Origin of the sequence: Pedobacter soli (assembly GCF_900101435.1) — a bacterium.
GTDB classification, from domain to species: Bacteria; Bacteroidota; Bacteroidia; order Sphingobacteriales; family Sphingobacteriaceae; genus Pedobacter; species Pedobacter soli.
The window spans coordinates 31,756-44,942 of the sequence record NZ_FMZH01000005.1 but is presented as its reverse complement, the minus strand read 5'-3'; the positions used below and the strand labels follow the sequence as shown (position 1 = coordinate 44,942).

The 13,187-nt window shown below is 39.7% G+C and carries 10 protein-coding genes, 1 tRNA gene and 1 pseudogene; 8 read left to right on the top strand and 4 right to left on the bottom strand.

Translation table 11 applies throughout. The annotated features are described in order from the left end of the window. Positions 1 to 67 precede the first annotated feature (67 nt). The 7 genes from BLR37_RS12030 to BLR37_RS12000 all read left to right on the top strand — a co-directional run bounded on the left by BLR37_RS12030 (position 68) and on the right by BLR37_RS12000 (position 10,167). Positions 68 to 610 (top strand): outer membrane beta-barrel protein, encoded by a 543-nt coding sequence (locus tag BLR37_RS12030; RefSeq protein ID WP_090768907.1) that lies wholly within the window; start codon positions 68 to 70, stop codon positions 608 to 610. Positions 611 to 850: 240 nt separating this feature from the next. Beyond that, the gene (locus BLR37_RS12025) at positions 851 to 3,223 is read left to right on the top strand and encodes an outer membrane beta-barrel protein (RefSeq protein WP_167356598.1); all 2,373 of its coding nucleotides are present in this window, start codon (positions 851 to 853) and stop codon (positions 3,221 to 3,223) included. Between the two features lie 214 nt (positions 3,224 to 3,437). Continuing rightward, complete coding sequence (gene lpdA, locus BLR37_RS12020; protein ID WP_039473305.1) at positions 3,438 to 4,844, top strand: dihydrolipoyl dehydrogenase; 1,407 nt, start codon at positions 3,438 to 3,440, stop codon at positions 4,842 to 4,844. A 528-nt stretch (positions 4,845 to 5,372) separates the two neighbouring features. Further along, on the top strand, positions 5,373 to 6,920 hold the full coding sequence (locus BLR37_RS12015) for a choice-of-anchor I family protein (protein ID WP_090768901.1): 1,548 nt from the start codon (positions 5,373 to 5,375) through the stop codon (positions 6,918 to 6,920). Between the two features lie 461 nt (positions 6,921 to 7,381). Beyond that, positions 7,382 to 8,200, top strand: coding sequence for a bifunctional hydroxymethylpyrimidine kinase/phosphomethylpyrimidine kinase (gene thiD / locus BLR37_RS12010; protein WP_090769533.1), 819 nt, complete (start codon positions 7,382 to 7,384; stop codon positions 8,198 to 8,200). Continuing rightward, a complete protein-coding gene (locus tag BLR37_RS12005) occupies positions 8,197 to 8,850 on the top strand; it encodes a TenA family protein (protein ID WP_090768899.1) in 654 nt (217 codons plus the stop codon). The genes thiD and BLR37_RS12005 overlap by 4 nt, the downstream gene beginning before the upstream one ends. Before the next feature lie 111 nt (positions 8,851 to 8,961). Continuing rightward, positions 8,962 to 10,167 (top strand): MFS transporter, encoded by a 1,206-nt coding sequence (locus BLR37_RS12000; protein ID WP_090768897.1) that lies wholly within the window; start codon positions 8,962 to 8,964, stop codon positions 10,165 to 10,167. Positions 10,168 to 10,189: 22 nt separating this feature from the next. On the opposite strand, the pseudogene BLR37_RS25745 reads toward BLR37_RS12000, so the two are convergent. From BLR37_RS25745 to BLR37_RS11975, 4 genes and pseudogenes are all read right to left on the bottom strand, one after another. After that, positions 10,190 to 10,459: pseudogene (locus tag BLR37_RS25745) on the bottom strand (type II toxin-antitoxin system RelE/ParE family toxin); the annotation flags it as partial. A 69-nt stretch (positions 10,460 to 10,528) separates the two neighbouring features. Continuing rightward, positions 10,529 to 10,768 carry a hypothetical protein gene (locus tag BLR37_RS11990; RefSeq protein ID WP_090768895.1) on the bottom strand — a complete coding sequence of 80 codons (240 nt, stop codon included), beginning with the start codon at positions 10,766 to 10,768 and terminating at the stop codon, positions 10,529 to 10,531. Positions 10,769 to 10,812: 44 nt separating this feature from the next. Continuing rightward, positions 10,813 to 11,616, bottom strand: a complete 804-nt coding sequence (locus tag BLR37_RS11985) for a hypothetical protein (RefSeq protein WP_090768893.1) — start codon at positions 11,614 to 11,616, stop codon at positions 10,813 to 10,815. Positions 11,617 to 11,968: 352 nt separating this feature from the next. Continuing rightward, positions 11,969 to 12,042 (bottom strand) — tRNA-Asn (locus BLR37_RS11975). A 145-nt stretch (positions 12,043 to 12,187) separates the two neighbouring features. Here BLR37_RS11975 and BLR37_RS11970 point away from each other — a divergent pair. Then, on the top strand, positions 12,188 to 13,108 hold the full coding sequence (locus tag BLR37_RS11970) for a PfkB family carbohydrate kinase (RefSeq protein WP_090768888.1): 921 nt from the start codon (positions 12,188 to 12,190) through the stop codon (positions 13,106 to 13,108). The last annotated feature ends 79 nt before the right edge of the window (positions 13,109 to 13,187 follow it).

Below are 13,187 nucleotides of genomic sequence, written 5' to 3'. Positions count from 1 at the left end.
TCAAAGGTTGTAGCGCTGACCTGGCGCTTCAACCTGGTTTTTTTTGCTTAATTCATTATCATAACTTATGAAAAAACAATTACTTTTTATTGCACTTTTCCTTTTTACAGCCATAGCAAGTATGGCCCAGTCTAAATCTGCTTTCAACAAAGGCGATAACCTATTTAATGTTGGCGTAGGGATCGGTAGTCCGTTTTTTGGAACGGGTTATTCCTCGTCTTTACCGGTTAATCCATCAGTGAGTTACGAAATTGGGGTGTCTGATGCCATTAGCGTTGGCGGACAGGTATCTTATGCAAGTTCTAAATACGATGGCTATAACTATACTTTTAAAGAAAGTGCCATTTTCTTCGGGGCAAGGGGTTCGTATCACTTTAATGAGCTGCTTAAGCTTAACCCAAAATTCGACCTGTATGGTGGTGCCAGCTTGGGTTATGTTACAGTAAGTATAAGCGATAATCAAAGCACTATTACCGGTACAGCAAGTGGTTTTGGTTTCGGATTGTACGCCGGCGGAAAATATTACCTGGGAAAAGGTACAGGCATTTATTCAGAACTGGGTTATCAGAGTCTTTCCTTTTTAAATGTGGGTATTGCATTTAAATTTTAAGGCAAACAACTGCCTTTACCAATAGGCCAATGTAAAAATAAAAGTTACGGTCACTTTTATTAAAGGGGTACGGGTTTTCTAAACCTGAAAAAAGTTGCAGGAGAAGTAAAAGCTGAATTGGAGAAGTAGTGCTTCAGTGATTTCAATAAAGGGATTATTGATCAAATAAGCAGATGAGTAATACCTTATTAAACTGTTTTTATTGTCAAAATGATGAATAGGTTAATATTTTTAAGTTCCATGTTATTCTTCTCTGTTTTAATATCCCATGGCCAGGAAAAAATAAAGTTACAGGGCTTAGTTAAAGACAGTGTAACCCAGGAAATAATTACCTATGCAACAGTGAGCCTGTTTAAAAAGGAAGATCCGAAATCGGTGGTTATCAATACATTTTCAGATAGTAAGGGGCAGTTTGTGCTGAACAGCGATACCGGAAACTATGTTCTCGCTATAGATGTGATGGGCTATAATAGGTTGACCAGAAATATTAAGGCTTACATGGGAATGTTGGCCGAACTGGGTGCTTTTTTGTTAAAACCATCTGCCAATCAATTACAGCAGGTAACCATTACGGGCCAAAAACCATTGATAGAGCAAGACAGGGATAAACTGATTTATAATGTGGAGCAGGATCCGGCAGCCAAGGGAGAAAGCCTGACTGAAGTTTTTAGGAAAATACCTATGCTTAGTGTGGATGGGGAAGGTAATGTGCGGTTAAACGGGCAGGGTAATTTTAAGGTATTATTGAACGGACGCGAAACGGCAATGTTTGCCCAAAGTGTAAAAGACGCACTTAATGGATTTCCGGGTGCTGTAGTATCAAAAATCGAGGTCATTACCTCACCCTCTGCCAAATATGATGCCGAAGGTATTGGCGGGCTGATCAATATTATTACCAAAAAAGCAATATTCGGGTATAATGGTTACCTGGGGCTGCATTACTCTAGTATAAATTATTCTGCCAATACTAATTTGAGTTTCAGGAAAGGGAAATTCGCCGTTACTGCTACCTATTTTCTTAGCGGAAACCATAACAATAAGGCGCAGGTAACCAGCGAAACTTTACCCTTACAAGCGGCTGCTTACAAAAGAAGATTTCTTGAAGGCGAGCGTATTACGAACCGTTTCTCGAACAGCGGGATTTTCGAAATGAGCTACAACATCGATACATTGCAAACCATTGTGCTTTATGCCAATGTAGATGGAGGTAACAACAAGAACAGGTTTACACAAAATATTACCACCAGTTTTGTAGATAAGCTGGAACAGGTGGATTTTTTTACACAAAATGTAAGGAATAATTTTCCTTCATACGGGCTTGGAAGCGATTTTATCAGAAAATTTAAAGGAAATCCGGATACAGAACTAAGCTTTAGGTTTAATGGTCAGTTTAATAGGAATGATGGATTAAATACGAGTAAACTCGATATGGCCAGCGCCGATTTATTCAGGCAGAACGATAGTTATTCTAAAAACAGGGAGTATACACTGCAAACAGATTTTATACAACCTTTTACTAAAGCACTTAAATTGGAAACCGGTGCGAAATTTATTTTCAGGGATGCAGATGCCGACTATTTAAGTTTGAGCAGAACAGATGAAAGTTTGCCTTTCGAACCTGATTACTCAAATTCGGATAGTTTTGCTTATAAACAGCAGGTATACAGTGGTTATAGTTCTTTATCATTTGCCCTGCATAAAGTTAATTTCCGTACAGGTTTGCGTTTGGAGTATACTACAGTTGAGTGTGATTTTTTTAGTTCGAAAACTACGGTAAAAAAGGATTACACCATACTCATTCCCGATTTTTCGATGAATACCAAAATATCCAAAAATTACACAATCATTTTTGGATACAATAAGCGTTTACAAAGGCCATATATTAATGCACTCAATCCATTTATCAATAATAACGATCCGCTGAATATTTCTTTTGGTAACCCCGATCTGGATGCACAGACCATCCATAATTTATCTTTCCAGAACAGGTTGGCTAGCGGGAATAATTTTATTGCATTGGCTTTAAATGCCTCTTATTCAGGAAATATGATTGTACAATACACCACTTTTAATGAAAACAACGGTGTAAGTACTACTCAATATGGAAATACGGGAAGAAACAGGGAGCTAAGCGCAATGTTTACATCTGCTATTTCGTTAAAAAAGCTTAATTGTGGCGTATATACCACTGTGCGTTATAATAAAATTGAGAATACGGTAATTTTAACACAGCATGAGGAAGGCTTTAGCGGCCAGGTGGGAGGATTTTTCTTTTATAAGCCGGTTAAATCATTTTCATTAAGCGGAAGCGGAGGCATCTCCAGATTGCCACCTAGTTTAATTAATACCTTAAAGGCAAATCCTTATTATCAGGTGAATGTGGGCTATAAATTCTTTAATGATAAATTAAGTACAACAGTTAATTTCAATAATTTTTTCAGTAAGTCGCTTACCAACAGGTCGTACACCGAAGATGTTAACTTCACAACCAATTCTACAACCACCATTCCATTCAGGGTTGTTTTTGTTGGAGCTACCTATAATTTTGGCAAACTCAAAGAAAACCTGTCGAAGAAAAAAGGCGTTAATAATGATGATTTGATAAACAATTAATTTTTTGAGATGCACTTCAATGTTTGGTCGTGATTGGAGGGCTGGTAGAAATACCAGCCTTTTTTATGCAAATAAGGTAATGCTATTTCGTTTAGTTTTTAACAGGTTGCAAGCTTTAATCATTTTGGGGTAAAGCATTTACTGTTGGCTAATAGCACTTTCAGCTTTTAACCTTTTTTCCCTACATTTGACCAATCAAAATTCTCAAGAAATTATGCAATACGATGTCGTTGTTATCGGTTCAGGACCGGGCGGTTATGTAGGCGCAATCCGTTGTGCTCAGTTAGGTTTAAAAACTGCAGTTGTAGAAAAATATAAAACTTTTGGAGGTACTTGCTTAAACGTAGGTTGTATTCCATCAAAAGCTTTATTAGATTCTTCAGAGCACTACCACAATGCTGCTCATACTTTTACTACCCATGGTATCAACTTAAAAGATTTAAAGGTTGATATGAAACAAATGATCGCCCGTAAAGACGATGTTGTTGCTCAAAATACAGCCGGTATCACTTATTTATTCAAGAAAAACAAAATCGATTCTTTCGAGGGAGTAGGTTCTTTTGTAGATAAAAATACCATTCTGGTAACCAAAGCTGATGGAACTACCGAAACCTTATCGGCTAAAAATGTAATTATTGCTACTGGTTCAAAACCAACCGCTTTACCGTTTTTACCAATCGATAAAAAACGCATCATTACCTCAACTGAGGCTTTAACCTTAAAAGAGGTGCCTAAAAGCATGGTTGTTATTGGTGGTGGTGTTATTGGTTTAGAATTGGGTTCGGTATATGCTCGTTTAGGTACCAAAGTTTCGGTAGTTGAATTTTTACCTTCAATTATCGGTACCATGGATGCTGGTTTAGGTAAAGAACTTCAACGTGTGTTAAAGAAAACTTTAGGCATGGAGTTTTACATGGGCCACAAAGTTACCGGTGCTACTACTAAAGGTAAAACAGTTACTGTTACTGCCGATAGCCCTAAAGGCGAAAGCATTTCTTTAGAAGCAGATTACTGTATTGTGGCTGTTGGCCGTACCGCTTATACAGAAGGTTTAGGTTTAGATAAGATCGGTATCACTGTTGAAGAAAGAGGTAAAAAAATCCCGGTAAATGAGCATTTAGAAACTTCAGTTAAAGGTGTTTACGCTATTGGCGACGTAATTACAGGCGCAATGTTAGCCCATAAAGCCGAAGATGAAGGTACTTATGTGGCCGAAACTATTGCCGGACAAAAACCGCATATCAATTATAACCTAATCCCTGGTGTGGTGTATACCTGGCCAGAAGTAGCTTCTGTTGGTTTAACCGAAGAGCAGTTAAAAGAAAAAGGAATTAAATACAAAGCAGGTTCGTTCCCTTTCAAAGCCAGCGGGCGTGCGAAAGCGAGTATGGATACCGATGGTTTCATTAAAGTATTGGCCGATGCCGCTACTGATGAAGTTTTAGGTGTACACATGATTGGTCCGCGTGCTGCAGATATGATTGCTGAAGCCGTTATTGCAATGGAATTCCGTGCATCTGCAGAGGATATTGCACGTACCTGCCATGCACACCCAACCTATACCGAAGCGTTAAAAGAAGCTGCTTTAGCCGCAACTGATAACAGGGCTATACACATTTAATCAAAAAGCATCATACTGAAATTGCTTCAGTATCTGGTTAATAAATCTTAAAATCCCGGTATTTATATCGGGATTTTTTGTTTAGTTTTTTATCCGTCATCCCAAGGTAGATCTCTCCCCTGCCCGAGACAGGCGGGCGCTCCACTACATTCCGGTCGAGATTCTGCTTTAGCTTTAGTCTTTCCGCTTTAGTCTTTTTACTTTGGTCTTTATTCTTTCAGCTTTCCACTTTCTTCGGGCATGCCCCAAGCTGCGCAAGGGTCGGGCTATCCGTTCCAATCTTTTGTTTGGCTTTCGGCTGCGCTCAAGCTTGCAACAAAAGGATTTACACTGCTATCCCTCATGCAAAAAACCAGCGCAACTAATAAACTGCCGGCTCCATGCTCTTTGCTTTAGTCTTTCAGCTTTGCTTTGGTCTTTATTCTTTCAGCTTTCCGCCTTTACACATTCTTAACCAAATGATAACCTACACTGCTTGAAAAACAGCGTTATACAAATTTATTTTGCGGTTCAGATAATAAACAAACCATGAACTGTAAAAAACTATTTGGTGCGATCCTGATTGCATCACTGGCATTTGCCGCCTGTAAGAAAAATCCAACCGACGAACCGATTATAGATCCGCCAACTGAAGCGGTAGTTCCCGAAAAAATCGACAGCTTTAAAGAAATTGCTTCAATTGATCTGGGTGGAGAATTTGCTTCAGAAATTTCTGCCTACGATCCGTTAACCAAACAATTGTTCGTAGTAAGTAACGATGGCGGAACCAAGGTAGATGTGGTGGATATGAGCAAATACCCTACAGTTACCAAATTAAAAACCCTTACTTATCCAAATAACGCCGGTATTAACAGTGTGGCGGTAAGCAACGGTTTATTGGCAATTGCTTTAGATGGAGCCGATAAGCAGGGAAATGGCGATGTAGTAGTGTTAAAAACCTCCGATTTATCAGAAGTTAAAAAGATTACCGTAGGTGCTATGCCTGATATGGTAACTTTTAGCCCTGATGGGAATTACATTTTATCTGCCAACGAAGGCGAACCAAATCTGGCTTACACCGTTGATCCTAAAGGAAGTATTTCAATTATCAATGTCAAAGATAATTATTCGGTAAAAACGGTAGATTTCTCAGCTTTCGAATCGCAAAAAGCTACATTACTTGCCGGTGGTTTCAGAATTTATGGCTACAACGCAAGCTTTACCCAGGATATCGAGCCTGAATATATTGCCGTAAGCAGCGATTCTAAAAAAGCTTATGTTACGCTTCAGGAAAACAATGGTGTTGCCGAAATTGATGTTGTTGCCGGAACCATTACCAAAATTACCCCATTGGGTACCAGAGATATCAGTTTGGCAGAAAATGCCTTTGACGTAAGCGATAAAGACAATAAAAAAGAGTTGGGTACATGGCCAATCAAGGCTTATTATTTGCCAGATGCAATCTCTTATTTTACTACTGGTGGCACTGCTTATCTGGCCCTGGCCAACGAAGGTGATACCAGACAGGATTATACCCCGAAAGATGCTAAGGAAGAAGTACGCGTAAAAGATCTGACTTTAGATCCTGTTAAGTTCCCTAACGCCGCAACCTTACAGTTAGACGCTAATCTGGGCAGGCTTACGGTAACCAATACCGCTGGTTTTACCATGGTGGGTACAAATAAAGTATATCAGGAGTTATTCTCAACCGGTGGAAGAAGCGTAAGTATTCTGAACGCCAGTACCGGAGCTTTGGTGGCCAATATCGGTAAAGATCTGGAGCAACATGTAATTGATGCCGGTAAATATGACGATGATCGTTCGGATAATAAAGGTGTAGAAGTAGAAAGTGTAACCGTTGCACAGGTAAATGGACAAACCCTCGCTTTTATTGGCATGGAGCGTGCAGATGCAATTGCCATTTACAATGTAACTAATCCTGCTGCACCAAAATTTGTTCAGTTATTCTCAACCGGCGATGCGCCCGAAGGTCTTTTATTTGTTAAACCGAAAGACAGCCCGAATGGCAGAAGTTTATTAATTGTATCAAACGAAGCAGACGGAACAGTTAGGTTCTATCAGCCCGATAAAATATAGTCGACTCTCTTATTAATTATTATGTTTTAGGCCCCGGTTTTACATCGGGGCTTTTTGTTTTATTGCCATTCCACTCCAAAACCGTCATTCCCACGAAAGTGGGAATCTTAATGCATTAGTTCAGCTGTATAATCCATTGAGTTGTGCAGCTCTTGCATCATAATACCGCGCTTTACCCTTTAAGCTTCCAAATTTAAACCCTATATTGCAGCACAAAATAAAACTTTAGGGGTGCCTTCAATTCTGTAGGCTGAGAATATACCCATTGACATTAAATAACCAAATCAAAATATTCAATTTTCAAAAGTTTGAACATTGGAGTTTGATTATTGGAATTTTAAGGTCATGAACCTGATCCGGATAATGCCGGCGTAGGAAATTAGTTTGTCTGCTGCATACAATGCATTTCTGCATTATTGAAGACTCCTGAAGTGTTATGAACAAAGATGAAGTCTAAAACCATGAATTATATTAATGTTTTAACCATTGCAGGTTCTGATAGTGGTGGTGGTGCAGGTATTCAGGCCGATTTAAAGACCTTTTCGGCACTGGGTTGTTTTGGTACTTCGGTAATTACGGCCGTAACCGCACAAAATACAATGGGGGTAAAATCGGTACATGGCATTCCTCCCGAATTTATTAGCGACCAGTTGCAGGCGGTACTCGAAGATATACCACCAGTAGCCATTAAAATCGGCATGATTAACCGTGCAGAAGTAGTCGCGGTAATTGAAATGGCACTTAATCATTATGCTCAGGAGGTTCCGGTAATTTTAGATCCGGTGATGGTAGCTACCAGCGGCCATAAACTGATCGCGCCCGATACGGTTACGCAGCTAATTGATAAGCTGTTTCCACTTGTAACCCTGGTTACACCAAATATAGATGAGGCCATTATCCTTACCGAACAACCCATTAACAATCTGGATGATATGGTTACCGCCGGCCGCAAAATTATCGGAAAAGGAGCAAAGGCCGTTTTGGTAAAAGGGGGGCACCTGGCCGGCCCGATTATTTACGATGTGTTGATCGCAGGTAATGAGTTGCCGGTAATTTTGGAAAGCGCTTTTATTGCTTCTAAAAACCTGCATGGTACTGGCTGCACGCTCTCTTCAGCAATTGCGGCCGAAATGGGTAAAGGTAACGACCTGCTTAGAGCCATTAAAAATGCTAAAAAATACATTGCTGCAGCTTTACAGGAAGGGAGTCAGGTTACTACAGGTGCAGGTAATGGGCCGCTGAATCATTTTTTTAACCCTTTAAAATTAATTATCCAATGAAATGGAGCGAACAAGCCTGGGAATTGGTGAAACCCATTTACGATAAGATTTTAACCATGTCCTTTAACCAGGAGCTAAGTGATGGTACTTTGCCCAAAGAAAAATTTATTTTTTATCTGGCACAAGATGCTTACTACTTATTGGAATTTGGGAGAACGCTAAGTACCATTAGCGGTAGGGTACAGGATGCAGAACTGGTGATGGCTTACGCCGGATTTTCTACCGGAGCTATTTTTGCCGAACGTAGCCTGCACGAAAGTTATTTCGTAGAATTTGGTTTGGATAGTCAGGTGAAACCATCGCCGGCTACACTTTTGTATACCAATTATATTTTAAACCAGGCGGCCTATGCCAGTGTCGAAGTAGCAGCAGCGGCAGTTTTACCTTGTTTCTGGATTTACAAAGCAGTAGGTGATCATATTTTTGCCCGGCAGGAGGGAGATCAGAATGTTTATAAAAGGTGGATTGATATGTATGCAGGAGCCGAATTTGCCGAGGCTGTAGCGAAAGCTATCCAAATAACCGATAACATGGCAGAAGAGGCGAATGCTGCAACCCGGCAAAAAATGCTCGATGCTTTTGAAATGGCTACACGACTCGAGTGGATGTTTTGGGATAGTGCGTATTCCCTTGAAGAGTGGAAAATATAGTCTGATTATAACATTTTCTGCAAATATTTTGATATAAACTTAAAAAAGTGTCGGTATTTTCAATTGATTTAAGGAACTTTGCAGCTTAATCTTATTACTCATACATCAGTTTTGGAAGAAAGCACGCAAGATCAGGCCCTATTAAATACACCCGAAAATAAACCTGTATTAGCTTCCAGCTCTCCGAAACAAGTACGCTTTGCCATATCTGCTTTTTATTTTATGCAAGGGGTTTGCTTTGCAAGCTGGGCCAGTCGCATTCCGACATTTAAAGCTGCAATGGGTTTAAATGATGCAGAATTGGGCTCCATTCTTTTTGCATTACCTGCAGGGCAGATTATGACGATGTTTTTTTCGGCAAAATTAACCACACACTTCGGGAGCAAGAAAATGCTCAAAACTACGGCGCCTATGTATGCCATTGCGCTAACCTTTTTGGCCTTAGCCACCGCCGGCTGGCAGCTAGCTGCTTTTTTGGTGCTGTTTGGTATAACGGGTAACCTTTGCAACATTGCATTAAATACACAAGGTGTAGCCGGCGAAAATTATTACGGTAAGCCCATTATGAGCTCTTTCCATGGGGCCTGGAGCATTGGAAATTTAACCGGGGCATTAATTGCATTGGGGCTGGTTAACTTAAAATTAGGGATGTATGCGCATTTCTGGATTGTTGCTGCGCTATCGTTAACCAATGTGGTGTTTAACTCCCGAAAATTACTCAACTACAATAAACCCGATACGGTGGCCGAAAAGACTAAGTTTTTTACCATGCCGCAGGGTATTCTGGTACTACTCGGACTCATTGCATTTTGCAGTATGGCCACCGAAGGAACGATGTTCGATTGGAGTGCTATTTATTTCGAAGATGTGGTAAAGTTACCACACAACAGGGCAATTATTGGCTATGCTTCTTTTATGTTTATGATGGCAAGCGGTCGGTTTTTAGGGGTTTACCTGATTGGTAAATTCGGCCGGAAAAATCTTTTACAAATCAGTGGTGCCATTATATCGATAGGTATGGGGCTGGCAGTAGTATTCCCGAATATTTTTGTGGCTATTATAGGCTTTATGCTCATTGGTTTAGGGGTTTCGAGTATTGTGCCTATGGTGTACAGTATTGCCGGTAATAACAAAAAAGTACCTGCTGGTAAGGCTATAACCATGGTTTCGAGTATTGGTTATTTTGCTTTTCTGTTTGGCCCGCCATTAATCGGTTACATTTCGCAATTATCGAGCCTGCGCTACTCTTTCGGCATTATATCTGTTTTTGGTTTGTTAATCACTTTTGTGATCACCAAAATAAAGGAGATAAACTAGTCAAGGTATTCTGTATTAGCTTTTAGCGTGTAAAAGGCCGTCTGCTCGAATGTCTAACCCGAAGAATTCTGATTTCTTTATTAATTTTTCTGAATGATATTCTATATCGATCGATTTCAAAGGCAAAGAAACTTCCATCATTGTTCTTTTTTAAACGATCTATTTGAAAGGTATTTAAATGGTTTGGAAGGGAATTGATTTTGGATAAAATTCTAATTTCTATTTTTTCGGCATAATTGACGAGGTCATTATCCTCAAGGTACTGAATAATTTCGAGGAGTTGTTTTACTGCAAGTTTATTCCATTAAATTTTCATCCATTTCAGATGTTATAGTTAGCTTGCCAGATTCATAAAATTATATTAAATGGCCTTAGGTCTTTTCTGGAAAAGCTGTTCTACATCTTCGTGAGCAATATAATTTCCTGCTTCTATTTCGTTATCCGCTTGCTCCAGTTCCTGATTATATTGATTTAGAAATGCTGCTGCAACTTCAGCTGGCTCATCACTAATATCCGATTGATATTTATAATCTAAACTATCTAAAAAAGCAATTAACACTTTTTCTTCTTGTTCATTCTTGGTATTTACGAATATGCTCATATTCAAATTAAACGAATTTTATGATAATAATTATAAGCTATTAATTACTCCTTCTTCAACCATCCATGCTCTTTTAATGCGGCAATGGCGAGTTCAATTAGCCTGAGGTTTTCATCCTGATGGCCATGTTGTACCTCCACATTGATATATGGAATATGGTTCTGCATGGCGTAAACCGAGAGTGAACCATCGTTAGAAACAAATTTGGATTGAAGAATTACGTTTACATTCGCCTTTTTTAAGGTAGAAAATAACTTGGGTTCGGTTACATATAACAGGTCATCATTATCCATTTGGAAATTGATGTAAACAGAATCGGCAGTACTCGATAAATCATATCCTGGCAGGTAAGAGGAAATGCCGAAGCCTCCATCAGCATTGTTGTGTAGGGTTAAGAAGTAGCCTGTTGATTTCGGATCGTAAAAATCGACAATCTGTTTGCCAGCATTTAATATCGCTTTCTCTACTTCGTTCGAGCTGTAAGCATCTTTCTTTAGGCGTGTATTTACGCCAACTTCAGTATAAATGGCATTTGGATCAATGCGGTACCGATCATCCATATAAGTGAAGTTATAATCGCGTACACCACCGTATTGACAATCTATAAGCTCACCACCACTCCAGCGGATGTAATCGAAACCAGCTTTAACACCCGTATCTTCGTTATCGTGAACCACTAAAAAACGAATCCCGTTAGGTTTATAGCTGTATTTTACGAGGTTAATGTTCAGGTCGGCTACTTTGACAAATACCGAATCGGTGGTCATTGCCGCGAAAACCGGTGGATGCTGGGCTTTTGCAAAGAGGGCAGGGAAGATAAGGAACAGGCTAAAAATGATTTTAAACATAATCACTAATATACAATGTTGATTCACAATTTGTTTGGATACAGTATTGTAGGATTATCTCCGCGTAAAATTTTAATGGTTCGTGGCGACACGAACCAAGGCGTTCGCATGGTGTGCAATTTTTCCGTGTTATCCGTGTGCTCCGTGGCAAAAAAAGTGATTTGTAGCGACATAAACCATGGCGTTCGGATAAACTTCTCGCCCAGCAGGGCTGTAAAACAAAAAAGCCTTACAATATTGTTGTAAGGCTTTTGATCTGCTCCTTCTGCTGGGCTCCCTTCGGCTACGCTCAGGGTAAACTTCTCGCCCTGCCCCAAACGCAAAAAACCCACAACTTTCGTTGCGGGTTTCGCTCCTTCTGCTGGGCTCGAACCAGCGACCCTCTGATTAACAGTCAGATGCTCTAACCGGCTGAGCTAAGAAGGAATCCGGCTATCCAAAAAAACAAGTTTCTTTAAGCTTTTAAGCGAAATACCCGCTTGTTCGTTTTGGGAATGCAATATTAGGGCTTTTAAATTATTTATGCAATATTTGCAGTGAAAAAAAATTAAAAAAAAACTAATACATAGATATGAGCCTGATAATCATAGGTACTGTAGCTTTCGATGCTATTGAAACGCCTTTTGGCAAAACAGACAAAATTGTAGGTGGAGCAGCAACTTATGCCAGTTTAGCGGCATCTTACTTTTATAATAAAGCAAAAATTGTTGCAGTTGTAGGTGATGATTTCCCTCAATCGGATATCGACACCTTTATAAAACACGGTATCGATACTGAAGGATTGCAGATTAAAGCAGGCGAAAAATCATTTTTCTGGTCGGGAAAATACCACAACGACATGAATAGCCGCGATACTTTAATTACCGAATTAAATGTATTGGAAAACTTCGACCCGATTATCCCGGAAAGCTACCAGGACTGCGAATACCTGATGTTGGGTAACTTAACCCCACAGGTACAGCAAACCGTAATTAAGCGTCTTAAAAACCGTCCGAAATTAATCGTAATGGACACTATGAATTTCTGGATGGACATCATGATGGACGATTTACTGGAAACGATTAAAATGGTAGATGTTTTAACCATTAACGATGCCGAAGCACGTCAGTTATCAGGCGAGTACTCGTTGGTTAAAGCTGCTCAAAAAATCCTTGCAATGGGACCAAAATATTTAATCATTAAAAAAGGCGAGCATGGCGCTTTGTTATTCCACGAAGATCAGATTTTCTCTGCTCCGGCATTGCCTTTGGCAGAGGTATTCGATCCAACCGGTGCCGGAGATACTTTTGCAGGTGGTTTTATTGGCTATTTGGCTAAAGTAGGTACCGTTAACTTTAACAACATGAAAAATGCCATTATTTATGGCTCAGCATTGGCTTCTTTCTGTGTAGAGAAATTCGGAAATGAAAAATTGTTAAACTTAACCGAAGCTGAAGTTGCGGCACGTATCCAGCAATTTGTAAACCTGAGTGCGTTTACTATAGAGCAATAAAAATTATTTGTCATCCTGAGCCTGTCGAAGGAATTAGTAAACCTGTTTCGACAGGCTCAACATGACATCCCCAATTGTA